The sequence below is a fragment of the Sphingomonas sp. LC-1 genome, assembly GCF_025371035.1.
Lineage (GTDB): Bacteria > Pseudomonadota > Alphaproteobacteria > Sphingomonadales > Sphingomonadaceae > Sphingomonas > Sphingomonas sanguinis_E.
In genome coordinates, this window is the sequence record NZ_JANZXB010000012.1 from 94,671 (window position 1) to 119,915 (window position 25,245).

Annotated in this window: 20 protein-coding genes; 13 read left to right on the forward strand and 7 right to left on the reverse strand. The window is 66.7% G+C overall.

Translation table 11 applies throughout. From position 1 onward, the window contains the following. The first annotated feature begins 33 nt into the window (after nucleotides 1-33). Nucleotides 34-1,050 (forward strand): patatin-like phospholipase family protein, encoded by a 1,017-nt coding sequence (locus NZL82_RS16125; RefSeq protein WP_261270772.1) that lies wholly within the window; start codon nucleotides 34-36, stop codon nucleotides 1,048-1,050. Then, nucleotides 1,047-2,099 (forward strand): zinc-binding dehydrogenase, encoded by a 1,053-nt coding sequence (locus NZL82_RS16130; RefSeq protein ID WP_261270773.1) that lies wholly within the window; start codon nucleotides 1,047-1,049, stop codon nucleotides 2,097-2,099. The genes NZL82_RS16125 and NZL82_RS16130 overlap by 4 nt, the downstream gene beginning before the upstream one ends. A 26-nt stretch (nucleotides 2,100-2,125) precedes the next feature. Here NZL82_RS16130 and NZL82_RS16135 read toward each other — a convergent pair whose 3' ends face one another. Then, a complete protein-coding gene (locus NZL82_RS16135; RefSeq protein WP_261270774.1) occupies nucleotides 2,126-4,717 on the reverse strand; it encodes a PAS domain-containing protein in 2,592 nt (863 codons plus the stop codon). A gap of 189 nt (nucleotides 4,718-4,906) precedes the next feature. On the opposite strand from NZL82_RS16135, the gene NZL82_RS16140 reads away from it, so the two are divergent. From NZL82_RS16140 to NZL82_RS16160, 5 genes are read left to right on the forward strand one after another with little or no spacing between them, the layout of a single operon-like run. Then, nucleotides 4,907-5,353, forward strand: coding sequence for a MarR family winged helix-turn-helix transcriptional regulator (locus NZL82_RS16140; protein ID WP_261270775.1), 447 nt, complete (start codon nucleotides 4,907-4,909; stop codon nucleotides 5,351-5,353). After that, entirely contained in the window at nucleotides 5,350-7,296 is a 1,947-nt protein-coding gene (locus NZL82_RS16145) for an FUSC family protein (RefSeq protein ID WP_261270776.1), read from the forward strand. Before NZL82_RS16140 ends, NZL82_RS16145 begins: the two co-directional genes overlap by 4 nt. Next, the gene (locus tag NZL82_RS16150) at nucleotides 7,293-7,520 is read left to right on the forward strand and encodes a DUF1656 domain-containing protein (protein ID WP_261270777.1); all 228 of its coding nucleotides are present in this window, start codon (nucleotides 7,293-7,295) and stop codon (nucleotides 7,518-7,520) included. The genes NZL82_RS16145 and NZL82_RS16150 overlap by 4 nt, the downstream gene beginning before the upstream one ends. Nucleotides 7,521-7,527: 7 nt before the next feature. Then, entirely contained in the window at nucleotides 7,528-8,418 is an 891-nt protein-coding gene (locus NZL82_RS16155) for an HlyD family secretion protein (protein ID WP_261270778.1), read from the forward strand. Next, entirely contained in the window at nucleotides 8,415-9,842 is a 1,428-nt protein-coding gene (locus NZL82_RS16160) for an efflux transporter outer membrane subunit (protein ID WP_261270779.1), read from the forward strand. The genes NZL82_RS16155 and NZL82_RS16160 overlap by 4 nt, the downstream gene beginning before the upstream one ends. Here the strand turns inward: NZL82_RS16160 and NZL82_RS16165 are convergent. From NZL82_RS16165 to NZL82_RS16175, 3 genes are all read right to left on the reverse strand, one after another. After that, a complete protein-coding gene (locus NZL82_RS16165; protein ID WP_261270806.1) occupies nucleotides 9,839-11,047 on the reverse strand; it encodes an MFS transporter in 1,209 nt (402 codons plus the stop codon). The two genes, NZL82_RS16160 and NZL82_RS16165, sit on opposite strands and share 4 nt — an antisense overlap. Before the next feature lie 148 nt (nucleotides 11,048-11,195). Next, nucleotides 11,196-12,347: a PAS domain-containing sensor histidine kinase gene (locus NZL82_RS16170; protein ID WP_261270780.1), complete on the reverse strand. Its 1,152-nt coding sequence runs from the start codon at nucleotides 12,345-12,347 to the stop codon at nucleotides 11,196-11,198. Further along, nucleotides 12,337-13,587, reverse strand: coding sequence for a sigma-54 dependent transcriptional regulator (locus tag NZL82_RS16175; RefSeq protein WP_261270781.1), 1,251 nt, complete (start codon nucleotides 13,585-13,587; stop codon nucleotides 12,337-12,339). The genes NZL82_RS16170 and NZL82_RS16175 overlap by 11 nt, the downstream gene beginning before the upstream one ends. Nucleotides 13,588-13,788: 201 nt before the next feature. Here NZL82_RS16175 and NZL82_RS16180 point away from each other — a divergent pair, with 201 nt between their 5' ends. Next, the gene (locus NZL82_RS16180; RefSeq protein WP_261270782.1) at nucleotides 13,789-16,182 is read left to right on the forward strand and encodes an ABC transporter permease; all 2,394 of its coding nucleotides are present in this window, start codon (nucleotides 13,789-13,791) and stop codon (nucleotides 16,180-16,182) included. A gap of 9 nt (nucleotides 16,183-16,191) precedes the next feature. On the opposite strand, the gene NZL82_RS16185 is transcribed toward NZL82_RS16180, so the two are convergent. Beyond that, nucleotides 16,192-19,743, reverse strand: a complete 3,552-nt coding sequence (locus NZL82_RS16185; protein WP_261270783.1) for a hydantoinase B/oxoprolinase family protein — start codon at nucleotides 19,741-19,743, stop codon at nucleotides 16,192-16,194. A 97-nt stretch (nucleotides 19,744-19,840) separates the two neighbouring features. Here NZL82_RS16185 and NZL82_RS16190 point away from each other — a divergent pair, with 97 nt between their 5' ends. The 4 genes from NZL82_RS16190 to NZL82_RS16205 are packed head-to-tail and all read left to right on the forward strand — an operon-like array spanning nucleotide 19,841 to nucleotide 22,957. Further along, nucleotides 19,841-20,350: a winged helix DNA-binding protein gene (locus tag NZL82_RS16190; RefSeq protein ID WP_261270784.1), complete on the forward strand. Its 510-nt coding sequence runs from the start codon at nucleotides 19,841-19,843 to the stop codon at nucleotides 20,348-20,350. An 11-nt stretch (nucleotides 20,351-20,361) separates the two neighbouring features. Continuing rightward, nucleotides 20,362-21,027 carry a DUF969 domain-containing protein gene (locus NZL82_RS16195; RefSeq protein WP_261270785.1) on the forward strand — a complete coding sequence of 222 codons (666 nt, stop codon included), beginning with the start codon at nucleotides 20,362-20,364 and terminating at the stop codon, nucleotides 21,025-21,027. Beyond that, nucleotides 21,024-21,974, forward strand: coding sequence for a DUF979 domain-containing protein (locus tag NZL82_RS16200; RefSeq protein WP_261270786.1), 951 nt, complete (start codon nucleotides 21,024-21,026; stop codon nucleotides 21,972-21,974). Before NZL82_RS16195 ends, NZL82_RS16200 begins: the two co-directional genes overlap by 4 nt. Further along, complete coding sequence (locus NZL82_RS16205; RefSeq protein ID WP_261270787.1) at nucleotides 21,971-22,957, forward strand: DUF2891 domain-containing protein; 987 nt, start codon at nucleotides 21,971-21,973, stop codon at nucleotides 22,955-22,957. Before NZL82_RS16200 ends, NZL82_RS16205 begins: the two co-directional genes overlap by 4 nt. Nucleotides 22,958-22,979: 22 nt before the next feature. Here NZL82_RS16205 and NZL82_RS16210 read toward each other — a convergent pair whose 3' ends face one another. Continuing rightward, nucleotides 22,980-23,981 (reverse strand): SDR family oxidoreductase, encoded by a 1,002-nt coding sequence (locus tag NZL82_RS16210; RefSeq protein WP_314732896.1) that lies wholly within the window; start codon nucleotides 23,979-23,981, stop codon nucleotides 22,980-22,982. A gap of 28 nt (nucleotides 23,982-24,009) precedes the next feature. Next, complete coding sequence (locus NZL82_RS16215) at nucleotides 24,010-24,444, reverse strand: pyridoxamine 5'-phosphate oxidase family protein (RefSeq protein ID WP_261270788.1); 435 nt, start codon at nucleotides 24,442-24,444, stop codon at nucleotides 24,010-24,012. A gap of 143 nt (nucleotides 24,445-24,587) precedes the next feature. Here NZL82_RS16215 and NZL82_RS16220 point away from each other — a divergent pair, with 143 nt between their 5' ends. Continuing rightward, nucleotides 24,588-25,181, forward strand: coding sequence for an exopolysaccharide biosynthesis protein (locus NZL82_RS16220; protein ID WP_261270789.1), 594 nt, complete (start codon nucleotides 24,588-24,590; stop codon nucleotides 25,179-25,181). Nucleotides 25,182-25,245: the final 64 nt, after the last annotated feature.

The following is a 25,245-nucleotide window of genomic DNA, read 5'->3' on the forward strand; positions in this document are numbered from 1 at the left end:
GACCCGCCCAACCCCGCCGAAAGTCCCTGTCATATGACGACGCTGCCGGATTGCCGGGTCACCCTGGTACTGGCCGGGGGCAATGCCCTTGGCGGCTATCAGGCGGGCGTCTATGAGGCTTTGGAGGAAGGCAGCGTTTCGCCCGACTGGATCATCGGGACGTCTGCCGGTGCCACCAATGGCGCGATCCTGGCGGGCAATCGGCTTGCCGATCGGCTCGACCGGCTGCGGGCGCTCTGGCGACCGGATCGGGTCCCATCGCTTGGCTATGGAGAGACCTTCGAAACCTGGCGGCGAAGTGGAGAAGCGATGGCGACGATGCTCGCCGGGCGGAGCGGTATGTTCGCGCCGCTCGGCAGCGCGCTGGCCGTTCGTGGTGAACCGGCGCTCTATGACACCGCCCCACTGGGGAGGACGCTGCAAAGCCTGGTCGATTTCGATGAGTTGAATCGCGGCGAGGTCCGCTTCACGGTCCAGGCCGTGACGCTCGACACCGGCCGGGAGGTGGTGTTCGACACGCGGCGCGACGTGATCGGACCGGACCATATTCGCGCCAGCGCCGCCATGCCGCCCGCCTTTCCACCGGTGGCGATCGAAGGGGTGACCTATGTCGATGGCGGGCTATCGGCCAATCTGCCGCTCGACCCGGTGCTTGCCGATCCTGGTGATAAGCCGCTGCTGTGCATCGCGCTCGACCTGATGCCGCTATCGGGTTCGCGGGACAGGACGATCGGACACATGATCGCACGGGCGCAGAACCTGGCATTTGCCGCCCAGTCGCAGCGGACGATCGCGCGCTGGCAGGATCGTTATGACCGTGATCCGACACTCGGCCGGCATGGGGTGACGCTCGCCCATCTGACCTATGCCGATCAACAGCGGGAGGTCGCGGGCAAGGCGATGGATTTTTCGGGTCTGTCGGTGCGGCAGCGCTGGGATGCCGGGCGTCGCGACGGGGCCGAACTGCTCGACCGCCTCCGCAAGGGCACAATCCCAATCGGCCGGGCGGGGCTTCACGTCATTCCGATTGCCGAAGGAGTATCGTCATGAAAGCCGCGCGCAAGACCGCCAATGGGCGTTTCGAGATAGCCGAGGTGGAGGAACCGAGTCTGCCCGCCGACGACTGGGTGAAGGCCCGGGTGCGTATGGCGGGGATTTGCGGCACCGACCTGCGCCATTGGGAGAAGGCGGAGGAGGAACTCCATTGCTGCATCATGGGCCATGAGCTGGCGGGGGATGTGGTCGAAATAGGGGCTGCGGTCGACCGGGTGGCGGTGGGCGACCGGGTGCTGATCGAGTCCGTGCTGGGCTGCGGGCACTGCGAATGGTGCCGCGTTCAGCAATATAATCGCTGCCCGGACCTTTATCCTACCCGCCGGGCCAGCGTCTCGCGCGCCTATGCCGAGTATGTCGTCGGACCTCAGCACAAGTTCCACAAGCTGCCCGACAGCGTCGGTTACGACGACGCCTCGCTGCTCGACACCTATGCCGTGGGGCTTCACGCCCAGCATCTGTCGGGGCTGACGATCGGAGCGCGGGTGGCGATCATCGGGGCAGGGCCGATCGGTCTGGGCCAGTTGATGCTCGCCAAGGCAAGCGGTGCGAAGGTCATGATCATCGACACGCTGCCCCATGCGTTGGCGCTGGCCGATCGGCTGGGCGCCGACCGGATCGTCCATTCGGAAGAAGAGGATCCCGAAGCCGCGATCCGGGCGATGAGCGACGGATGCGGAGCGGACATCGTGTTCGAATGCGCGGGCGGCACGTCGATGCCGGAAACGCTGCCGCTCGCCACACGGCTGGTCCGGCGCGGCGGAAGGGTCATCATCGTCGGCGGCTTCGACGAGGGAGAGATCGCGATCCCGCTGGAATGGCAGCGCATCCAGATGTCGGAGATCACCCTGATTCCCAGCGCCAGCTTTGCCTTTCACGACATCCATGCGGAACAGCTTGAAGTTCTCGACCTGCTGACCCGTGGGCTCCTCAAGACGCAGGAACTGATCACCCATCGCTTCCCGCTGGACCGGATCAACGAGGCGTTCGAAACCGCACAGGATCGCCGCCGGACCGAGGCGATCTTCGTCGGGCTTACCGTTTGAAGGGGGGGCGGCCGGGGATCGTGGCCCTAGGCCGCAGTGGGGCGTGACATCCGCGTTTCGAGCGCGGAGAGGCTGGCCGCCAGTTCCTCATTGCGGAAGGGCTTATTGAGCCGCGCCATGCTGGGGTCGATCCCATGGGTCTCGGCATAGCCCGACACGATCAGTGCCTTGAGCAGCGGCACCTGGGCCGTCAATTCGCGGACGAGTTGTGCGCCGCTGACACCCGGCATCAAATGATCGGTGACCAAGAAATTCGGCCGCAACCCGCCCCGAACGAGATCGAGCGCTTCCTGCGCGGAACTGGCCTCCACGACCTCATATCCCAGATCCGCGAGCATGTCGGCGGTGCTGAGACGAACCAGCTCCTCATCGTCCACCAACAGGACGATACCGCCATTGCGGACCTTGAATGCCTCGCGATCCTCGGCCGGTCGCTTCTCTTCCACCTTCAGATCGCTGAGCGGTAGCCACAGGACGATATGCGTGCCGATGCCCGCCGCGCTCTCGATCGTCAGGCCGCCACCGAGTTGGGCGGCAAGACCGTGCACCATCGATAGGCCAAGGCCGGTGCCCTTGCCCACGCCCTTGGTCGAGAAAAAAGGCTCGATCGCATGTTGGCGGGTCGCCTCGTCCATGCCGATGCCGGTGTCCCGTACGCCCAGGCAGACATAGGAACCGGCGGACAGATCCCCGGCGTCATGCGCCTCCACCACGCATTTCTGAGCCGTGACGATCAACTCGCCGCCGTCCGGCATCGCGTCGCGCGCGTTGACGGAGAGATTGAGTAGCGCCATCTCCAGCTGATTGGCGTCGGCCAGGGCAGGGGGCAGGTCGGGGTCGATGTCGATCTTCACCGTGATCGTAGGACCAACGGTCGATTCGATCAGGTCGGACATGCCATGGATAAGCAGGGCCATGTCGACCGCAATGGCCTGAAGCGGTTGGCGTCGGGCGAAGGCGAGCAGCCGCTGGACCAGCGTCTTGGCGCGTTCGGCCGATTGCAAGGCGCCATCGATCAGCCGCCGTTCCCGCGCGTTGCCGACACCTTTGCGCATCAGCATGTCGAGCGAGCCGATAATGGGCGTCAGCAGATTGTTGAAGTCGTGCGCGACCCCGCCGGTCAGGCTGCCCATCGCCTCGACCTTCTGGCTCTGCCGCAGGGCCTCCTGCGCGATTTCGAGTTCGGCCCGGGCCGCAAGCGCGGCGGAGACGTCGTTCGCCTGATGGAACGCGCCGATCACCCGTCCCGTATCGTCGCGCAGCGGGGTATAGGAAATCTCCCAGGCGGGTGTCCCGAACTCGGGACGCCCGAACGTTTCGGTCACGGTGAAGCTCTCGCCGGTCAACGCACGCTGCATCAACGCGCGCATCGTGGCGCCCTGATCGGCTTGGAACTGGTCGGGAAAGACATCGCCAATCCGTGTTTCGAACCCGTTGACGCGCCGGAATTCGCTTTGGTGCGCCCGGTTGAAGGCGATCAGGCGGTAGTCGGTGTCGAAGGCGCAGATGGGCGAAGAGGTCGCCTCGACGATATTGTGATAGCGTCGCAGGTCGGCCGTCCGCTCGATCACCTGCTGTTCCAGCGTGCCCTTGAGTTCGCGCAGGGCGGACTCCGCGCGGCAACGTTCGATGGCGACCTTGACGCGTTCGCCGACCTCCTGGACCAGGTCCTCCTCCGCCGAACTCCATATACGGGCGGTGGCATTCTGCACGGCGAGCAGGCCGACCCACTCGCTTTCCTGGAACAGCACCACGTCGATGAAGGCGCCCACCTCGCGCGCCTGAAGCCCGGCGCGAGCCCCGTCGCTCAGCCGTTCGTCCCCCGCCACGTCGCGGACCACGACCGGGGCACCGTCACGATAGGCGGCCAAAAGGTCCGGGCCAAAACTTTCCAGCGAATGCCGCCCGACGATCGAAGACACGCCGCGCGCATAGTCGCGCTCGACGGTCATCCACCCCCGCGTCGTGATCTCGGCATAGAAGACGCGGCTCGCACCCATCAGCCCGCCGACCCGTTCCGCCGCCAGCTCCATGATCGCGGTCGGATCTTCCAGCGCGCGCAGGTCGTCGGCCAGCTTGAGCAGAAAGGACGAACGCCGCCCGGCAATGACGCTCCCGGTCGTCTCGGTGACGATGCAGATCACCCCGGCCGGCGTTCCCGCGTCATCGATGACCGGCGAATAGTCGAGATGAAACCAGGCGGGTTCCGGGCGACCATTGCGGTTCAGCACGACTTCCCGGTCCCGATATTGCGCGGTCTCCCCCGCCATGCATGCCGCCATGGCGCGATCGTCGAACGCGATCCCGTCCGGCGAGCCATCCCCCATCCGGGATCCGAGCAGTTGCGGATGCCGATCGCCCAGAATGTCGGCATAGGCGTCGTTGTACAGCATGACGCCGTCGTCGCCCCACGTCATCGTCATGGGTACCGGCGAGCGGAGCACCATCGCCAGCACCGTCCGCAGACAGCCGGGCCATGCGTCGATCGGCCCGAGCGTCGTCTTGGTCCAATCGTAACGTCCGATGCGATCCGCACAGTCTCCGCTGCCCTGCAGGAACAGGGGAAGCCGCGATCCCGAAACCGCGGCCGGGCAGGGCCCGGCAGGCCCGCTCGACAAGGCGGCTTCGAAAGGACTGCGTGAGGACATACCAATCGATACCCTATCGCGGGCGAGGCCGTAACCCACTTTCCGTCGACCGGGTGAGGTACCGGGCTATTCGACCATGTGCCGCCGTCTTTGGGCGTCAGGAAAACGGACATCGATCAACGGTTGCAAATAAATAGATAGGCATCTATCTAAATTGCCGTGTCTGATTCCACCAGCCTTCGTCGCAACTTCTCCGCTCGGCTCGTTCCGATGGCGCGCGCCTATCGTCGTCACCTGGACAAGGGGCTGGCGGGCCTTTCCCTTTCTCATACGTCGGCGCTGGCCGTAATGCTCGTCGGACGGGCGGAAGATGGGATGCGGCAGGGTGCGCTCGCGGACCAGTTGGGGGTCGAAGCGCCGTCGGTGGTGCCGTTGCTCGATCAGCTTGAGCGGGCCGGTCTGGTCGAACGTCGAGTCGACCTGACCGACAAGCGCGCGCGGTTGTTGCACGTGACCGCGGAAGGTCGCGCGGTGGCCGCCGAGGTGGAAGAGCGCACCGCGACGATCCGGGCGGAACTGTTCGCCGGGGTGGACGACGCCGATCTGGTCGCGGCGACCCGCGTCTTCGATCATCTTTATGCCGTTTTTGGTGACGAGCGGGAATGATCGCCATGCCCCGCATCGGCCTGAGAGAGACGGTGTTCTCGGCCAACTGCTTCGCGGCGGCGATGCTCGCGCTGTTCGTGTCCTTTTCGCTGGGACTGGAACGGCCATTCTGGGCGATGGCCACCGTCTATATCACCAGCCAGCCCCTGAGCGGCGCGGTGCGATCCAAGGCGGTGTTCCGGCTTATCGGCACGATGATCGGCGGCCTTGTCACCGTGCTGTTGGTCCCGGCCCTGGTCAATGCGCCGGTTCTATTGAGCCTGGCGCTCGCGTTGTGGGTGGCGGGGTGTCAGTTCGTCTCGCTGCTCGACCGGACGCCGCGATCCTATGTGTTCATGCTGGCTGGCTATACCGCCGCGCTGATCGGCTTTCCCTCGGTCCTTCATCCGGAGGCGATTTTCGAGACGGCGGTGCTTCGCGTGCAGGAAATCGGGATCGGGGTGTCGTGCGCGGCGATCATCCATTCGGTGGTCTGGCCGCGCAGCGTCGCGGGCGTCTATGGCGCGCGCGCCAAAGCCGTCCTGGCGAATGCCGAAAGCTGGATTGCCGACATACTCGCCGTCGAGGAGACGGCGCGGACCACGCCCGAGCGGCGGCGGCTCGCGGCGGATGTCACTGATCTGCACGTCACCGCGACGCATATTCCCTTCGATACCGCGCGCATCCGGCCGACGCGCGGCCTGCTGACGGGTTTGCAGGATGTACTGGTCCAGCTGATCCCGCTCGTGTCCGCATTGGAGGACCGGCTTCGCAGCCTCTCGGCGGAGGGGGCGTTGCCGACCGATGTGTCGGTTCCGGTTGCGGAAGTGCGTGCATGGGTGCTCGATCCCACGTTGGATGCGCCCCGCATCCCGACACCGCCGATGGCGGCGGATTGGCGAGGCTTGCTGGTCTTCAACCTCAGCATCCGTCTTAATGAGCTGGTCGGCGCGCTGGGTGCGACGCGGGCGCTGGTCGCAGCGGTGGCGGATCCCGAGGCTCTGCGTCCGGTTGTCGCCCATGTCGGCGGGCGGCCATTGCATCGCGATTATGGGCTGGGCCTGCTGTCGGCGGCCGCGACGTTCCTGACCATCTTGGGCTGCTGCTGGGTCTGGATCGCGACCGGCTGGCCCGAGGGAGCGGTGGCGGCGATGATCGCGGCGGTGGTCTGCTGCTTCTTCGCGACGCTTGATGATCCGGTGCCGGCGCAACGGGGGTTCCTGATCTGGACGGTGTTTTCGGTGCCGCTCGCCGCAGTTTATCTGTTCGCGATCCTGCCGGCGATCAATGGGTTCGCCATGCTTTGCCTCGCTCTCGCTCCGCCGTTGCTGCTGATGGGCGCGATGATGGCGGTTCCGTCTTGGTATGGGCGGATGATGCCGATGCAGATCAGCTTTGCGAGCGGCCTGGCATTGACCAACCTCTACACGGTCGATGCGGCGAGTTTCTTCAACAGCAACGTCGCGCAGTTGATCGGGATCGTCGCCGCGATGACGATGACCCGGCTGGTTCGCAGCATGGGGGCGGGCACCGCGATCCGTCGTCTGCGTCGCGCCGGGTGGCGCGATCTGGCGGCGCTGGTCGAGCGTCCGTCGCAACTGCCGGTCTGGCGGAGCCGTATGCTCGACCGGGTAGGCTTGCTGGCGGGGCGTGTCGGGGAAGCGGAAGACGAGGATGCCGCGACGGCGGCTCTTCGCGAATTGCGGATCGGGCTTAGCCTGGCCCGGATCGCACAGGGGGAGCAACAACAGGCTCTGCGGGCTTCGCTGGCATATTGGTTCCGGCAATTGATGGACGGACGCGACCCTTCGCCACCAGCCGATCTCCTGGATGCGATTGACGGGGCGATCGAGGAAAGCCGCAGCGAAGGGGGCGACCCCGAACGTCTGGCGGCGCTGGTCGGCCTGCGCCGCAATGTCTTTCCTGCCGCGCCGGGCTGGTCGAACATGAGGCTGGCGGCATGACGGGGGATCTCGACCTGCTCGGCGTGTTCGTCCATCCGCTGCTCATCGCGGCCTTCCTGGCCTTTGTCGGGGCCGAACTGATCGGCTGGGCGCTGGCCAAGGCGCGTCTCTACCGCTTCGTCTGGCATCGCGGCCTGTTCGACGTCGCGCTCACCGTCATCCTCTGGGCCGGGATCGCCGGCCTCCTCACCGGCGGCAATCCCGCTTCGGCATTTTTCGGTTGAAACCCCTATGACTCTGCAACCCTCCCTGCGCGTCGCGGCGCGCATCGTCGTGACGCTGATCGTGGTGGCGCTGGCGCTGTTCGCCGCGCGCCACCTATGGGCGCATTACGAGACGGAACCTTGGACCCGCGATGGCCGGGTCCGCGCCGATATCGTCCAAGTCGCGCCCGACGTGTCGGGTCTCGTGACCGATGTTCTGGTCCACGACAATCAGCAGGTGAGCGTCGGCACCCCGTTGTTCCGCGTCGATACGCCCCGTTACCGCTTGGCGGTGTCGCAGGCCGAAGCCGCCGTCGCATCCCAGATCGCGCAGCTGGCCCAGGCGCGGCGAGAGGCGCAGCGCAATCGCGCGCTGGGCGATCTGGTGGCCGGAGAAGTCCGCGAGCAAGGCAATGCCAAGGTCGAGCAGCTCGCCGCCGCGCTCGACCAGGCCCGCGTCGCACTCGCCACCGCACGGCTCAATCTGGCCCGGACCGAGGTCCGCGCGAGCGTCGCCGGCACGGTCAGCAACCTCGACCTGCGGCCGGGCGACTATGCCAGCGCCGGCCACCCGGAATTCGCGATCATCGATCGCGGTTCGCTGCACATCATCGGCTATTTCGAGGAAACCAAGCTCCCCCGCGTCCATGTCGGCGATCCCGTGCGCGTCCGCCTGATGGGCGAGGATCGCGACATAACCGGCCATGTCCAGAGCATCGCCGGCGGCATCGAGGATCGCGATCGGAGCGCGGGCGCCAATCTGCTCGCCAACGTCAACCCGACCTTCAGCTGGGTTCGTCTGGCGCAGCGTATCCCGGTCCGCGTGGCGATCGATCGCCTTCCCGCCGGAGAGACGCTGGTGGTCGGTCGTACCGCGACCGTCGAAATCCTGCCGCGACAGGCGGGAGCGCACGCATGACGCTGCGTCGTTCCGCCGCGCTGCTGGCCAGCGGCCTGCTCGCCGCCTGTTCGACCGTGGGGCCGGACTATCATCGCCCATCGACCGCGGTGATCGACAGGCCGAGCGCGACCGCACCCTTTGTCGGCGGCGGCGAGGCGGCGTTCGCGGCGCTTCAGCCCGTGCCCGATCATTGGTGGCAACTCTATCGCGACCCCATGCTCGACCGGTTGGTGGAACAGGCGCTGGCGGCGAATACCGATCTGCGTGTCGCCGCCGCCAATATCGCGCGGGCACAGGCCTCGGCCGATCTGGTCGAGCAGGACCGTCGACCTCAAGCCAGTCTCCAGGCCGCGCCCGGCTATGCCCAGCGTTCGGCGGAGGAGGAATTGCTCCCCGGCGCGCCGTTGCCCAGCAACTTCGTCTATTCGGCCACCGCCGGAATTTCTTATCAGGTCGATCTGGTCGGTCAGGTCCGCCGTGCGGTCGAGGCGGCGAACGCCGATCTGGCCGCGACCCATGCCGCCTATGACGCGGTGCGCGTCACGGTAGTCGCGGATACGACGCAAGCCTATCTCGATGCCTGTTCGGCGGGGCGCGAAATCGGGGTGGCGGAGCGCGCGCTGGCGTTGCAGTCGCGCACCACTGCCCTGACCCGGCGGCTGGTACGCGGCGGCCGGGGTATCTCGCTCGACGCCACCCGATCCGCGGCGCAGGAGGCGCAGGTACGGGCCACCATGCCGGGGTTGCAGGCGGCGCGGCGGCTGGCGCTCTATCGCCTGGCGACGTTGACGGGACGACCGCCCGCCGAGTTCGACCGCACGGCGGCCGCCTGCGCCGTCGAGCCGCGCCTGACACAGCCCATTCCGATCGGTGACGGGGCCGCGCTGCTTCGGCGTCGGCCCGATGTGCGGCGCGCCGAATGGGAAATGCGCGCCGCCACCGCGCGGATCGGCGTGGCGACGGCGGCGCTCTATCCGCAAATATCGCTCGGCGCATCGATCGGTTCGGTCGGCCTGGCCGAACGGGCCTTGTCCAGCGACACCTATAAATTCTCGCTGGGGCCGCTCATCAGTTGGCAATTCCCCAATCGCGGGCGGGTCCGTGCCCGTATCGCGGCGGCTCAGGCGGAGAGCGACGCGGCCTATGCCCGTTTCGACGGTACGGTCCTGGGCGCGTTGCGCGAAACCGAAAGCGCGCTGACCGTCTATGCCCGCGATCTGGACCGCACCGCCGCGCTTCGCGATGCCAATGCCCAGGCAAGCAAGGCGGCCAAGGATGCCGAAACGCTGTTCCGGGCCGGGCGAACCGGCTTTCTGTCGGTCCTGGATGCGCAACGTACGGCGATCAGCGCCGAACAGACGCTGGCCGCCGCCGAGTCCCGGCTGTCGACCGACCAGGTCCGGCTGTTCCTGGCGCTGGGCGGGGGATGGCAGGAGGCTTAGCGGACCCAGTCCTGGCGCAGACGTGGTCCCGCAAGGCCCACCAGCAGCGCGGCGATGCCATAAAGGGCGAGTGCGTACAGCATCGAATGTCGCAGCGCGTCGTTGCCATAAACGGGCGTCAGCGCGTCGGACAGCGCGCCCAGTGCATAGATGCCGCCGCCCAGTCCGATCAGATTGTTGATGAGCAGGAACAGCGCGGCTGCGGTCGCGCGGGCATCGGGCGCCACCAGATGCTGTACCGCCGATACGACCGGGCCCAGCCATAGCAGGGACAGCGCCTGGGGCAGCAGGAACAGGACGAAGGCGATCCGCACATCGCCGCCATGGATGCCGCCCGCATAGAAGGGGATGCTGAGGCTATAGGCGATGGCGGGAAGATAGCCGAACCATGCCCGATCCCGCGCGCCCAGCCGGTCGGCCAGAAGACCCCCCGCCACGATTCCGCTGATACCTCCGATCAGCAGGATCGCGGCCAGGAAGTGTGACGTGCCGACCAGGTCCAGGCCGAAGCTTCGACGCAACAGGCTGGGCAGCCAGAAGGCGAGTCCATATCCGACCATCGAGCCGCTGGCCGCACCGAAGGATAGCAGCCAGAAGGACGGCTTGGCGGCCAGCGTCCGTGCGACGTCGGCAAAGCGCGGGGCGTCGGCTGAGGGCTCAGGGGGCGCGGCATTGGGTCGGTCGCGGACGATGTGGCGGACCAGCGGGGCGATCAGAATGCCCGCCAGCCCGACCGCGATGAACGCGGTTCGCCAATCCACCCGCGCGGCGATATAGCCCCCGGCCAGCACCCCCGCCGCCGATCCCAGTGGAATGCCCAGCGAATAGACGGCCAGCGCCAGCGCGCGGCGATGGGGCGGGAAATGGTCGCTGATGATCGCGTAGGAGGGAGCCACGCCGCCCGCTTCCCCGATCCCGACGCCCAGACGGGCGACGAAGATTTGCCAGAAGCCGCCCGCCAGTCCGCACAGCGCGGTGAACCCGCTCCACATGATCAGCGATCCGGTGATGATCCAGCTTCGGCTGGTCCGATCGGCCAGCCAGGCGAGGGGCACCCCTAGGGTCGAATAGAGAAGCGCAAAGGCGATGCCGCCCAGCAACCCCATCTGCCCGTCGCTCAGGCGCAACTCCTGCTGGATCGGTGCGGCCAGGATCGCCAGTATCTGCCTGTCGACGAAGTTGAAGATGTAGACGAGCAACAGCATCGCCAACACCAAGGGCGCGCGACGGTCGATGGGACCATGCGGGCCGATGATGGCGGCCGACGGGCGAGGGGAACCGTTCATCACCCGCCCATATGGCAAGATGGTGGTCGCGAACACCTGTCGTCGCGAGGGGTAGGGCGTTGCCGGATCAATCCGCCGGATAGGTGCTTCCGCCCGGCAGGCGCAGGCGAAAGGTCGCGGGCACCGCTGCCAGCAGATCGAGCGTACCGCCATGCCCCTGTGCGATTTGCCGGGCGAGGGTCAGGCCGATGCCGGTTCCAGTCGACTTGGTGGTCGCAAAGGGGCGAAAGATCACGCTGGCCTGTTCCGGCGCTATGCCCGGGCCGTTGTCGCTGACGTCGATGATCAGTGCGCCTTCGCGACAGTCGCCCGCGATCGTCATATGGGGCGTTGCGACTCCTGCCGCGTCGGTCGCCTCGACCGCGTTCTGCAACAGCGCCCAGATCGCCTGGTTGAGCTGGTCGCGATCGACGGCGGCATGCAGGCCCGGCGGCAGCGCGATCGCGAGGACGGCGTCGGGCCAGCGGCTGGCGAACAACCGCGCCAGGTCGTCGATCAACTCGTTGATGCATATCGGCTGTTTCAGCGGCGGGGGCAGGCGGGCGAGCGATCGATAGGCCTGGGTGAAGCGTTGCAAACCCTCCGCCCGGCGAGCGAGGGTCGTCAGGATTTCGGGTAACAGCGTCGGGTCGCTGTCCATCGTCTCCGCCGCAGCGATCCCGCATTCCGCCAGCGAGACGATGGGGACCAAACCGTTGAGCATCTCATGGCCCAGCACCTGGATCATCTCCGCGCTGGCCCTTGCCTCGGCGGTCTGCTCCTCGCTCTCCACGTCGATCAGCGCGACCACCGATTGCGCGCCGACATCGACACGGTCGGCGCGCCACGCACGACCGGCGTGACGAAGGTGCGAGGCTTGCCCGTCCAAAAGCGCGCCCGGGGGCGGAAGAACCCGGTCATCCGTATCGAACAGGCGTCGGGCGGCCCGGTTGAGGGCCCGCACCGCCGCGCCGTCGATCGACAGCAGCGGCGTGGGGGAAGCATCGAGTAACATCCGGTGAACCGCCCCCTCGCGCTCGTCCACGATCATGGGGGCGGGGGGCACGACCATGGGACGTCGCACCCTCGACAGGTTCAACAGCAGCAAGCAGCCCAGGGTCAGCACCCCGCCGGTCATCGCCAGCCACAGGCCATGGGCCCAGGCCAGTGCGATGACGGCTCCGGCGATTGCGAGCGACAGGCCGATCCCGACCGACGACCGCTCGGCCCTAGAGCCCATGTTGCGCCATGCGCCGGTAAAGGGTGCCCCGACTGATCCCCAGTGCGGCGGCGGCGCGCGAGACATTGTGACGATGCTCCTTCAGCGCGGCGACGATCATCAGTTTTTCCGCATCGTCCAGACGGAAGGGCGCGGCGCCCCCCGGCTCGGCGGCGACCGAGGCGGTCATCGCGGGTCGGATCGCCGCCGCGTCCACCATTCCGTCATCGGACAGCAACACCGCCCGTTCGATCGCCGCGGCCAGACCGCGCACCTCGTCGGGCCAATCGGTCGCGGTGACGATCGCCTCGGCGGCGGGCGTCAACCGGGCGGCGGCACGACCATAGCTTTCCCCAGCGATTTGCGCGAAGTGCCGGGCGAGGATCACCGCATCCTCGCGCCGTGCGGATAGCGGTGGCACCGCGATCTCCAGGGTGCACAGGCGCCGGCGCAGTGCGGGCGAAAGCGATGCTAGGTCGTCCGCCATGCTGATACAGCGCAACCCCGGCAACAGCCGATCGAGCAGGCGCGCCTGCGCCACCATATCGAGCCGATCGGGATGCCGCAGAAACACGGTGCGGTGCGCATCGTCGAGCAACCGCCACTGATCCGCGTCGCGCAGATCGATGCGAACCGGCGGCATCGCCGCATCACCCGATGCGGCATGGACCGCCATCGCCGCCAGCGTCCGGCCCGATCCCGACCGTCCGGTGACGCAGATATTGGCGACGGTCGGGCCGACCCGGTGGATCATCGCCCGTACCGCGTTGATCGCGGGGGAGTCGCCCAGCAGGATATTGCCGCCGCCACTGCCACCGGCGCGGGGTGGAGAGATTCTTCCCCCGGCCGAGCGCTGGCCGATGACGGCAGCGCATTTGGCGAGGAGATCGTCCTTGCGCCACGGCTTCATCAGGAAGTCGCGCGCACCCGCCTGCATCGCTGCGACGGCGATGCGGATGCCGCTATGTGCGGTGATGACGATGATACGGGTCCCTGGATCGTCGGCCATGATCCGCGCGATACAGGCCAGTCCTTCCTCGCCATTGGAACGGCCGGCGGTGAAGTTCATATCGAGCAGGATCGCGTCATAGCGCCGCCGCGCGAGCCGCGAATAAGCTTCATCAGGGCCGCCCGCGATGTCGATCTGGTGTCCGGCCAGCCGAAACAGGATATCCGTGGTTCTCGCAACGACCGGATCGTCCTCGATCAACAGGATATTCCACACGGTTGACACGTCCGGCGACTGTCCATCGGCGGACATATTGTTCGAACCTGCTCCGCCGTCCGGACGGTCCGTTGAATATAAGTCTTTAATCATAACGCGTTGGTATTTCCACCGCTGGACAGGGACAGTCGGACCATGATGACCGAACAGGCGATCCGCGCAAGTGCAGCCTAACCGATATGGGTCTCCGCATATTGGCAGCACTCAGCGCGCGACCGAAGAAGGAAGACGCCCCGCATGAACAGCTTTGCGCTTCTGTCGCTCTATCGTTCGCTGACCCGCCAAAAACTCTATACTGCGCTCAACATCGGCGGTCTCGCGGTGGGGATTGCGGTGTTCCTGGTGCTGGGCCTCTATGTTCGGTTCGAGACGAGTTTTGAGCGATGGGTGCCCGACCATGCCAAACTCTATCTGGTCGAGGAATATTGGGATCGTCCCGGTAGCCCCTCTAACGGCGCCAGCGATACGACCATGGGCGGGCTGATCGACCAGATCCGCGAGGATTTTCCCGGAACGGTCGCGACCCGGATGCGCTGGATGGGGGCGAACGTGATACGCGATGGCGTCGGAACGGCGGAAGGCTTCGCCTATGCCGATATCAACTTCCTTGATCTATTCCGATTGCCGATGGTGGCGGGCGATGGACGCGCGGCTTTGCGTGACCCGACCAACGTCCTGTTGAGCGAGACGATGGCGCGGAAATATTTCCCGGATGGTCATGCTATCGGTCGACCGCTGATTATGAACGTCGGGGGGACGACTTCGGTATACCGCGTGGCGGGAATCTTCCGCGACCTGCCCAAGGCCAGCGTCATGGATTTCACCTTGCTAGGTCGGATGCCAGCCGATCCGAAAGATCAATATTGGTATCATTGGGGAAGCGAGCGCGTTCAGACTTTCCTTCGATTCGACACGCCCGCCGCTGCGGAGGATTTTACGCGGCGCCTCCCGGGCTTCGTCAAGCGTCGCGGGGCAAAGGATCTGGGCGATGCGCTGGCGATATTCCGTTTGCAGCTGCTGCCCATCACCGATTGGCATCTTCAAACGCCGGGGCGCAAGCTGACGATGGTGACGTTGGGACTGGTCGGCGTGCTGACCCTGCTGATCGCCATCATAAACTACGTGAATCTCGCCACCGCCCGTTCGGGGTTGCGCGCGCGGGAGGTGGCGATGCGAAAGGTACTGGGGGCGAACAGAGGCGCGCTGATCCGTCAGTTTCTGGGCGAAGCCATACTGACCGTTGCGATCGCAGCGCTGGTGGGGGGAATGCTGGCGGAAGTCGGCTTGCCCTTCGTCAATGCGGCTGGCGGACTGGCACTCACAATCCCTTACGCTGTGGTGGTGCCGACGCTGGCGTTGCTGGTGCTGCTCGTCGGACTGTTGGCGGGAATTTATCCCGCGTTGCTCCTCTCGAGATACTCTGCTGCCGCCGTCCTGGCCTCGGCCAAGTCCCCAGGCGGCGGGCGAGCGGGTACCCGGTTGCGCGAGGGACTTGTGGTGCTTCAATTCGCACTCGCCACGGCCTTCATCATCGGGACGGCCGTTCTGATTGCGCAGACCCGGCATGTCCGCAATGCCGATCCCGGTTTCCGTCGCGATGGCCTGATCCTCGTCATGTCGACGGCGGAACCCGCCCTGGACAACAGTCAGCGTACTGCCTTTCTGGAACGGGTCCGCGCGGTGCCGGGCGTCCATGCAGTGTCCGGATCGGAGGCGGTGCCGGGCCTCAGCAATGGTAACAGCGCTCCCTTCGCCGTCCCAGGACGATCGGGGGAGGGGCCCTCGCTCCAGTGGTTTTACGTGGGCCCGCAATTCTTCGATGTTTCGGGCATTCGGTTGCTCGTCGGGCGCGTGTTCGATGATCGCCACCGCATGGACGATTTCAGCAGCGGCGACTGGAAGCGCCCAACCAATGTGGTGATCAATCGGCGCGCCGCCGAAGCATTGGGTTTCCCCACGCCCGAGGCTGCGCTCGGTCGAACCTTTGGCGGAGCGGATGGACCGCGCACGGTCATCGGCGTGGTCGAGAATGCCCGCTTCTTTGGCCCGCGCGATCCGGTCAACCCGACCCTTTATTATTATACTCCTCGCCCCTTGAGTTGGCGCACGGTCCTGCGCGTCGATGGCGATCCGGTCACGACGATGAATGCGGTGCGCACCGTCTGGCGTCAGGTCGCGCCCGCTGTACCGTTCGAAGCCAAGACCGTCGGACAAAACCTCGAGCGCTATTATGAAGCGGACGATCGTGCCACCCGCCTGTTCGGGATTGGGGCGGGGCTCGCGGTGCTGATCGGATGCGTGGGGCTGTGGGGTCTCGCCTCGTTCAACACCGCGCGGCGGGTGAGGGAGATCGGCATCCGCAAGACCTTGGGGGCATCGTCCACCGACATCGTAAGGCTGCTTGTCGGACAGTTCCTGCGCCCGGTGCTGGTCGCGAACCTGATCGCCTGGCCGCTGGCATTCCTTGCTATGCAGACATGGTTGGCGGGGTTCGACGATCGCATTGCCTTGTCGCCGCTTTATTTCGTCGGAGCCAGCCTCATCGCGCTTGTCATCGCCGGAGCCACGGTGTCCGGCCAGGCCCTGCGCGCCAGCCGAGCCACCCCGGCCTGGGCGCTGCGTCACGACTAGCGGGATCGATCACCCCCGGGCCGGGCCATAGCCGCCGCCCCCCGGGGTCTCGATCACGATCCGGTCGCCTGGTTTAAGCTCGACCTGATCGGTCCCCGTCATCGGCTCGCGGCGGCCATCGGCGCGCTCGACATGCTGGGTGCCAGCCGCGCCGTTTGCGCCGCCCTCAAGGCCGAAGGGCGCGATGGTGCGGCGCGAGGCGACGAGCGTTGCGGTCATCGGCTCCAGCGCGGTGATCGCCCGGATCGCGCCGTCGCCGCCACGATGTCGCCCGTCGCCCCCCGATCCGCGCCGGATGGCGAAGCGGTCGAGCCGAACGGGATAGCGGAGTTCCAATATCTCGGGATCGGTGATCCGCGTGTTGGTCATATGCGTATGCACGGCGGAGGCACCGTCGAAATCGGGCCCGGCGCCGGCGCCGCCGCAAATGGTCTCGTAATATTGGTGGCGGGCATTGCCGAACAGGAAGTTGTTCATCGTCCCTTGCGCAGCGGCGGACGCGCCCAGAGCTCCCAATAATGCGTTGCAAACCGCCTGGCTGACCTCTGTATTGCCCGCGACGACCGCACTGCCGGGCGGTGGCGACAGGAAGGACCCGTCGGGAATGACGATCGTCAGCGGTGCGAGGCAGCCTTCGTTGAGCGGCAGATCCGTCCCCACCAGGCAACGAAAGGCATAGAGCACCACCGCGCGCGTGACGGCGGGCGGCGCGTTGAAATTGCCCGTGCTGGCGGGACCGGTGCCGGTGAAGTCGATCGTGGCGGCCCGCACGGAGTGGTCGATGCGGACCTTCACCTTCAACGGCGTGCCGTCGTCCATCGCATAGTCGAACGCCCCGTCCCGCAGACGGCTCAACACCTGGCGAATGCTCTCCTCGGCATGCGCCATGACATGGCCCATATAGGCGCGGACCATGGGCCAGCCCTGCGTCGCGACCATCGCGTTCAACTCCGCAATGCCGGTGGCGTTGGCGGCGAGCTGTGCCTTGATGTCGGCGATATTGGTATCCGGGCTGCGTGCCGGATAGCGGGCTTGGTCGAGCAGGTCGCGGAACGCCTGCTCCCGCAATTCGCCGCCATCGACCAGCAGGAAGTCGTCGATGACCACCCCCTCGTCCTCCAGCGTCCGGGAATGGGGCGGGGTCGATCCCGGCGTCAACCCGCCGATATCGGCGTGATGGCCGCGATTGGCCACGAAGAAGCGAAGGGTGCCGTCTTCGCCGAAGACCGGCGATATGACGGTTACGTCGGGAAGATGGGTGCCGCCGTTGAACGGATTATTGAGCGCCACCGCATCGCCGGGCTTGAGCGTCGCACCGCGACTGGCGAGCACCGCGCGCACGCTCTCGCCCATCGCGCCCAGATGGACGGGCACATGTGGGGCGTTGGCGATCAGACAGCCCGAGGCGTCGAACAGCGCACAGGAAAAGTCCAGCCGCTCCTTCATATTGACGCTGACCGAGGTGTTGCGGAGGACGACCCCCATCCGCTCGGCAATGCCCATGAACTGGGTGTTGAACAGTTCCAGCCGAACCGGATCGACGATCGCCGGATCGGACGCGGTCCCAGCGGTTGCGCCGTCATGGGTCAGCAACAATTCCCCGCCCGAGCCGACTTCGAGCGCCCAGTCCGGCTCCACCATGGTCGTCGCGATCGCCTCGCGGATCAGCGCGGGGCCGGTGATGCGGTCGCCGGACCGCAGTTGCGTGCGATCATGGATCGGGGTTTCGTGCTCGGCCCCGCCGGTCCAGACCTTCGCCACGGCAAGCGGGGCAGTCATCGGCCCCTCGCGAGGCGGCAGCGGCGGGGGCGAGACGGGCTCGCCGGGCAGGATCGCCTCGACCACCAGTGTTTCGATCATGATGGCGCGATCGGGACTGATGAAGCCGAATCGCGCGCGGTGCGCCGCCTCAAAGGCGGTGCGCATCGTCGCTGGATCGGCCAAGTCGACGCCCAACGCGGTATCGGTGCCGGCATAGCGCAGATTGGCGGTGGCGACCCGCCGTGCGCCGGCGCCGACCTCGGCGGCGGCTGCGTCTCCCAGTTCAGCGGCGACCGCGTCCAGGGGCTCTCCCAAAGGTCGCTCGACCGACCGCTGTCGGATCGCGACCCGGTCGGCCAAGCCCATCCCATAAGCCGACAGCACGCCCGCCAATGGATGGATCAGCACCCGGCTCATCCCCAGCAGTTCGGCGACGCGACAGGCATGCTGGCCGCCCGCCCCCCCGAAACATTGCAAGGCGAAGCTGGTGACGTCCTCACCCCGCTCCAGCGCGACGCGTTTGATCGCCGCCGCCATATGCGCGACCGCCACCTCCAAAAAGCCCTCGGCCACCCGGCGCGGATCGTCCATGCCGGTCGCGACGGCCAGCTCGCTAAAGCCGCGTGCCGATGCCTCGGGATCGAGGCGCTGATCGCCGTTCGGCCCGAACACGGCGGGGAAGTGATCGGGCTGGATCTTGCCGACCAGAACATTGGCATCGGTGACGGTCAGGGGGCCACCGCGTCGGTAACAGGCGGGGCCGGGATTGGCGCCGGCGCTGTCGGGGCCGACCCGGAAGCGGGCGCCGTCATAATGGAGGATCGACCCGCCCCCCGCCGCGACGGTCTCGATCGCCATCATCGGCACGCGCATTTCCACCCCGGCGATCTCAGCATCCAGCACCCGCTCGAACCGTCCGGCATAGAGCGCGACATCGGTCGAGGTGCCGCCCATGTCGAACCCGATCACCCGCTCGATCCCGGCGCCTTCCGCCGTTCGTGCCGCTGCCACCACGCCCCCCGCCGGGCCGGACAGGATCGCGTCCTTGCCCTGAAACACCGATGCCTCTGCCAGTCCGCCGTTCGACTGCATGAAGTGCAGCGGCACGCCGTCCAGCGCGTTCGCGACCCGGTCGACATAGCGGCGCAGGACGGGCGACAAATAGGCATCGACCACGCTCGTCCGCCCGCGTGCCACCAGACCGATCAGCGGACTGACCGCATGGCTGGCCGAAACCTGCGCAAAGCCGGCGGTACGGGCGAGGGCGGCCACGCGTTGCTCGGCGGCAGGGTGGGCCCAGGCATGGGTGAGGGCGATGGCGACCGCCTCATAGCCTTCATCATGCCTGGCGGCGAGCAGCGCGGCGACCTCCGCTTCGTCCAACGGCGTCACCGTCCGGCCGTCCCGATCGATCCGGCCGCCAATTTCGATCACGCCATCATAAAGCGGCCGGGGCAGGCGGATGGCCAGATCGAACAGACGCGGGCGCGCCTGGTTGCCGATAGCGAGCAGGTCGGCAAAGCCCCGATCGACCACGAGCAGCGTGCGCGTCCCCTTGCGTTCCAGCAGGGCGTTGGTCGCGACGGTGGTGCCCATCTTGACCTCCGCGACGGAATGGGCGGGCAAGGGGGCGTCATCGGACAGGCCGAGGAGTTGGCGGATGCCCGCCACGGCGGCGTCGGCATAGCGTTCCGGGTTTTCGCTGAGCAGCTTGGCGGTGGTCAGCGTCCCGTCCGGCGCACGCGCGACGATGTCGGTGAAGGTCCCCCCACGATCGACCCAGAACGACCAGCGCACCATCGCCAACACCTTGTGTCTAAATTATCGATGAATCGTATGTATCATATTGACAGTGGGATGCGCTACCGCGATCCTCCCCAGCACTAAGGAGGGCCGTATGACGACTGGCAGGCGCGCGATCGTTTCCTCGGCGCATCTCGCCGACGGCTCGGCACCGGCGCTGTCGGAACTGGAGTTCAGCCTGACCCTGGCGGCGGCGGCCTATCAGCGCTGGATGTCGCGCTGTGCCGCCGCGACCGGATTGTCGCTGACCCCGATCGAGGTCCTGATCCTCCACACCGTCCGCCATCGCGACCGGCCCAAACGGATCGCGGACATCGCCCTGGTCCTCGACATCGAGGACACGCATCTCGTCACCTATGCCGTGCGCAAGCTGGAAAAGGCAGGGCTGATCGCGACGCGGCGGGAGGGCAAGGAAAAGCTTCTCGTCGCGACCGAGGCGGGGCGAGAATTTTGTGCGGGCTATCGCGACATTCGCGAGCGCATCTTGTCCAAGGCGGTCGAGGCCGATGGCCCCGATGCGGCCGCCCTGTCGGAGGCCGCCGATCTGCTGCGGCGCCTGTCGGGCCAGTATAACCAGGCGGCGCGCGCCGCCGCGACGCTGTAGGACGCGCCGACATGCTGGTCCTGTCGGGTATCGCGATCATCATCATCGGTTTTGCGCTGGGCGTGAACCCCTTGCTGGTCGTCACCGTCGCGGCTTTTGCCAGTGCGGCGGCCGCGGGTTTCGGTCCGGTCGAGGTAATCGCGATGATCGGCAAGGCGTTCGTGTCGAGCCGCTTCATGGCGGTCGCCTGGCTCGCGCTGCCGACGATCGGGCTGCTTGAGCGGGCAGGGCTGCGGGAGCGGGCGCGCGACATCGTGCGAAGGCTGCGCGGGGCGACGACCGGGCGCGTGCTGATCGGCTATTTCATGCTGCGCCAGATCACCGCCGCGCTGGGCCTGACCTCGCTGGGCGGGCATGTGCAGATGGTGCGGCCGATCATCGCGCCGATGGCGGAAGGGGCGGAGGAACGCGATGGAACTTTGCTCGACCCCGATACCCGCGACCATATCCGTGCCCATGCCGCCGCGGTCGACAATATCGGCGTGTTCTTCGGCGAGGATGTGTTCATCGCGATCGGATCGATCCTGCTGATCCGCGCGATCCTGGAGCAGGAGGGGATCGTCGTCGCGCCGCTACACGTCGCGCTATGGGCGATCCCGAGCGCGATCGCGGCGCTGCTGATCCATGGTGTCCGCCTGGTGTTGCTCGACCGGCGGCTGAAGGCGCGGCGCGGATGATCGGGCTCGACGCGTTGGGCATTGCGGCGGCGACGCTGCCTGCGACGGTGGCGATCCATCATGTGCTGGATCGGGGCGAGGCGACCCGGTGGCGCAATGCCGGTTTCTGGGGGCTGTTCGCGATCCTGCTGGGGGCGGGGCCCTGGCTGCCCGACCTGTTGAACGGGTGCTTCGTGCTGGTCATGGTCGGTCTCGCGACCTGGGGGCTGCGTCCATCCCCCGTGGCCGCGAAAGGAGCGGCGGCGCCGGTTCGTTCGGGCCTGTGGCTGTTCGTGCCCGCCCTTGCCTTGCCGTTCGTGACCCTGGCGGGGACGCTGTCGATCCCGGATGGCCGGATTGCCGGGTTCGCGCTGATCGATCCGAAACAGGTATCTCTGGTGGCTCTGGCGGTCGGTGCACTCGTCGCCCTGATCCTTGCCATCCGGCTGACTAGGCCAACCGCCTCTGCGCCGGCGACGGAGGCGCGGAGGCTGTCGGATGCGGTCGGCTGGGCCATGGTCCTGCCGCAGATGCTGGCGGCGCTGGGCGGCGTGTTCGCCGTGGCCGGGGTCGGCAAGGTCGTGGCCGACGGCGTGACCAGCGTGGTCGCGCTCGACACGCCGATGGCCGCGACCATCGCCTATTGCGTAGGCATGGCGCTGTTCACCATGGTGATGGGCAACGCCTTTGCCGCCTTCCCGATTATGACCGCCGGGATCGGGTTGCCGATCGTCATCCAGCGATTCGGGGGCGATCCCGCCGCCGTTGCGGCTTTGGGCATGTTGTCGGGATTTTGCGGGACGTTGATGACGCCGATGGCGGCGAACTTCAACATCGTGCCCGCCGCGATCCTGGAACTGCGTGACAGGTTCGGAGTGATCCGGGTGCAATGGCCGACCGCGCTCCTGCTGCTGGTCTTCAATATCGCGGTGCTGGCCGCCTGCGGCTTTGCTGGAAGGATGACATGACCCCCGAACTCGCCGCCCGCTTCGCACGCATCGCGCTAGGCCATGTGACGCGCGAATATCCGCATAAGGCGGATCACGTCTATGTCGGCGATGACGACCGCTATATCCCGCGTCTCGTCCATCCCATCTTCTATGGCAGCTTCGACTGGCATAGCTGCGTCCATGGATATTGGCTGCTGGCGCGTATCCGTCGCCTGTACCCCGCCATCGCCGAAATCGCAGCGATCGACGCGTTGTTCGCCGAGGCCTTCACCGCCGAGAAGGTAGGCGCCGAGCGCGCCTATCTCGACCGACCGGATGCGCGTGGGTTCGAGCGGCCTTATGGCTGGGCGTGGTTGCTGATGCTGGCGAGCGAACTGACGGTCTCGGACAGCCCCTATGCCGCGACGCTTCGCCCGCTGGCCGAAGCCTTTGCCGCCCGCTGGCGCGACTATCTGCCGATGCTGACCTATCCGGTACGCGTCGGGTCCCATGCCAACACCGCCTTCGCACTGGTCCTGATCGACCGTTATGCGCGGGTCACGGGGGACGAGGCACTTCGCAGTCTGATGACGGAGCGGGCCAGGGCGTGGTTCGGTCGGGATCGTGCCGCCCAGGCCTGGGAGCCCAGCGGTCAGGACTTCCTGTCGCCCGTGCTGATCGAGGCGTTCGCGATGCGCGCCCTGCTGCCTCGACAGGAATTCGCCTCATGGTTCGCCGCCTTTCTACCCGATCTGGGTGAAGGGCAGCCCGAGGCGCTGTTCACCCCGGCGCGGGTCAGCGATCGCAGCGATGGGCAGATCGCGCATCTCGACGGCCTGAACCTCAGCCGGGCCTGGACGATGCGTGGCCTTGCGCCGGAGTTGCCCGAGCCCGCGGCCGGACTGCTCAAGGACAGCGCCGCCCGCCATATCGACGCCGCGCTTCATGCGGTGGCAGGCGACTATATGGGGGAGCACTGGCTGGCCAGCTTCGCCACGCTTGCCATGACGGGGCTGGACTAGGGCCTTAGCGCGGGCGCGGCCCTTACGGAAAACCGCCCCCGCCATGCGCACCGACGGCGGTGCCGGTCGAATAGGTGGTTTCGCCTGACGCCAGCGCGACATATAGCGCCGCCAGTTCGGCGGGCTGCCCGGCACGCCCCAATGGCGTATCCTGACCGAATTCGTGCATCTTGCCGGGAAGCTGTCCCCCCGCGACCTGAAGCGGGGTCCAGATCGGACCGGGCGAGACCGCGTTGACCCTGATGCCCTTCTTGGCGAGCTGCTTGGCCATGCCGCGCGTCAAATTCTGGATCGCCGCCTTGGTCGAGGCATAGTCGATCAGATCTTCGCCAGGGTCATAGGAGTTTTGCGAGATGGTGTTGATGATCACCGACCCAGGCGGCATCGCGGGGATCGCCGCCTTGGAAAAACGGAATACGTGGAACACGTTGGTTTCGTAGGTGCGGACGAATTGTTCGTCGCTGATCTCGGAAATATCGGCCTTGGACTGCTGATAGGCCGCGTTGTTGACCAACAGGTCGAGGCCGCCAAGCTGCGCGATTGCCTTGCGTACCGTATCCTCGCACGCCTTTTGGCTGCGAATGTCGGCGGGCAGCAGCACCGCCTTTCGTCCGGCCTGACGGATCAGGTCGGCGACTTCACGGGCGTCGGGCTCCTCGCTGGGGTGATAGTTGATCGCGACGTCGGCCCCTTCGCGCGCGAAGGCAATGGCGGCGGCGCGGCCGATCCCGCTGTCGCCGCCGGTCAGCAACGCCTTGCGCCCGACCAGCTTGTTCGACCCGCGATAGCTTGTTTCGCCATGATCGGGCCGTGGCGTCATCTTGCTGGCAAGCGCGGGCCAGGGTTGACGCTGTTCGGGGAAGGGCGTGCGCGTATAGACGTTGCGCGGATCGCGAAGGCTGGGCGCGGGCGTTTGCGCCCCGGCGGACCCTTGCGCCAGGGCCACGCCGGGACCAGTGGCCGCCGCAAGACCCAGAGCCGCACCGCCCAACAGGCCGCGGCGGGAGGTTTCTATGTCGCTCATATCATGACCCCTGTTCACAGCGTTGTCGTCAGGCGGCGACTTCGCCCTCTTCGCCGCCATCCCAATAGCGAATGCGCTCGGCGTGAACCTGGATCATCACTACGTCGGGCGTGTCGATTCCGTCGGGGAAGTAACGGTCCAGATCCTTGGTCCAATGTTCCTCGAACCGGGCGCGATCCTGGATCAGCGTTGCCCGGCCCTCGATCGCGATGAACAGCGGCGGGCCACCGAGCATTCCGGCCGCGCCGGTATAGCTCAACGACACCTCCGGCCGGGCACGGATTTCGGCGACCTTTCGCGAACTGCCATAAGCGAAGAAATAGCTGTCGCCGTCATAGTCGACATCGCCGTTGTTGCTCATCGGGCGCGCCGTCATCGTCCCGGTGGCAGAGGTGGTCCCGAGCATCGCGAAGTCGAGCTTCGCCATCTTCTTCGACAGGTCCGAAAGCGTCCACTGCGCCATATGCTTGCTCTCCCGGTGGGGCGGCAGGACTGGCACGGTGCCAAATCGCTGATTTCCCGATAAAAGTGCAACGGGCGGGACCGGCTATGGTTCATTTGCCATGTGGCGGAGGAACCGGCGCCCCGGCCTGCCGTTTGCGCGTCATGGCAGACGGCCCGAGCAGCATCGGAGACATTCTCTCCACCTTGGACGACCTGGCGGACCAGCATGACCGCGTGTCGCTGGGCGACGTGATCGAGGCGTTCGGCAATCGCTCCTTCGGGCCGTTCCTGCTGCTCCCCGCGCTGGTCGACATATCGCCCGTGGGGTCGATCCCCGGACTGCCGACCGTTCTCGCGGTGGTCATCATCCTCGTCGCGGTGCAATTGGCACTTGGGCGCAAGCACCTGTGGCTTCCGGATTTCCTCATGCGCCGCTCGGTCGGCAGCGATAAGGTTCGCAAGGCGGTGAAGAAGGCTGAGAAACCGGCTGCCTGGGCGGACCGGTGGTTTCACGGTCGCCTGCCCGCGCTGACCCATGGCGCCTTTCCGCGCATCGCCGCCATCGCCTGCATCATATTAGCGTTCACCGTGCCGCCACTGGAGCTACTGCCGCTGGCCACCACCGCTCCGATGGCGGCGATCGCGACCTTCGGCCTTGCCCTGATGGTGCGCGACGGACTCGTGATGATCGTCGCCCTGGCACTTGCCGTGGGCGCGGTGGCGGTGGGGATCGGGCTCGCGATCAGCAAATTATAGCGGCGTGTTTCGAGTAACCGGGTGGGAGCCGCGCCGAACTGGGACGAAGCTGGGAACAGGCCGG

Bases quoted from the DNA above. Each gene is read 5' to 3' on its own strand.
- NZL82_RS16145 (WP_261270776.1), top strand. From the start codon at position 5,350: ATGATCGCCATGCCCCGCATCGGCCTGAGAGAGACGGTGTTCTCGGCC.
- NZL82_RS16130 (WP_261270773.1), top strand. From the start codon at position 1,047: ATGAAAGCCGCGCGCAAGACCGCCAATGGGCGTTTCGAGATAGCCGAG.
- NZL82_RS16180 (WP_261270782.1), top strand. From the start codon at position 13,789: ATGAACAGCTTTGCGCTTCTGTCGCTCTATCGTTCGCTGACCCGCCAA.
- NZL82_RS16195 (WP_261270785.1), top strand. From the start codon at position 20,362: ATGCTGGTCCTGTCGGGTATCGCGATCATCATCATCGGTTTTGCGCTG.
- NZL82_RS16185 (WP_261270783.1), bottom strand. From the start codon at position 19,743: ATGGTGCGCTGGTCGTTCTGGGTCGATCGTGGGGGGACCTTCACCGAC.
- NZL82_RS16215 (WP_261270788.1), bottom strand. From the start codon at position 24,444: ATGGCGCAGTGGACGCTTTCGGACCTGTCGAAGAAGATGGCGAAGCTC.
- NZL82_RS16190 (WP_261270784.1), top strand. From the start codon at position 19,841: ATGACGACTGGCAGGCGCGCGATCGTTTCCTCGGCGCATCTCGCCGAC.
- NZL82_RS16200 (WP_261270786.1), top strand. From the start codon at position 21,024: ATGATCGGGCTCGACGCGTTGGGCATTGCGGCGGCGACGCTGCCTGCG.
- NZL82_RS16170 (WP_261270780.1), bottom strand. From the start codon at position 12,347: ATGGGCTCTAGGGCCGAGCGGTCGTCGGTCGGGATCGGCCTGTCGCTC.
- NZL82_RS16150 (WP_261270777.1), top strand. From the start codon at position 7,293: ATGACGGGGGATCTCGACCTGCTCGGCGTGTTCGTCCATCCGCTGCTC.
- NZL82_RS16205 (WP_261270787.1), top strand. From the start codon at position 21,971: ATGACCCCCGAACTCGCCGCCCGCTTCGCACGCATCGCGCTAGGCCAT.
- NZL82_RS16210 (WP_314732896.1), bottom strand. From the start codon at position 23,981: ATGAGCGACATAGAAACCTCCCGCCGCGGCCTGTTGGGCGGTGCGGCT.
- NZL82_RS16125 (WP_261270772.1), top strand. From the start codon at position 34: ATGACGACGCTGCCGGATTGCCGGGTCACCCTGGTACTGGCCGGGGGC.
- NZL82_RS16160 (WP_261270779.1), top strand. From the start codon at position 8,415: ATGACGCTGCGTCGTTCCGCCGCGCTGCTGGCCAGCGGCCTGCTCGCC.
- NZL82_RS16165 (WP_261270806.1), bottom strand. From the start codon at position 11,047: ATGCTGTTGCTCGTCTACATCTTCAACTTCGTCGACAGGCAGATACTG.
- NZL82_RS16155 (WP_261270778.1), top strand. From the start codon at position 7,528: ATGACTCTGCAACCCTCCCTGCGCGTCGCGGCGCGCATCGTCGTGACG.
- NZL82_RS16175 (WP_261270781.1), bottom strand. From the start codon at position 13,587: ATGTCCGCCGATGGACAGTCGCCGGACGTGTCAACCGTGTGGAATATC.
- NZL82_RS16220 (WP_261270789.1), top strand. From the start codon at position 24,588: ATGGCAGACGGCCCGAGCAGCATCGGAGACATTCTCTCCACCTTGGAC.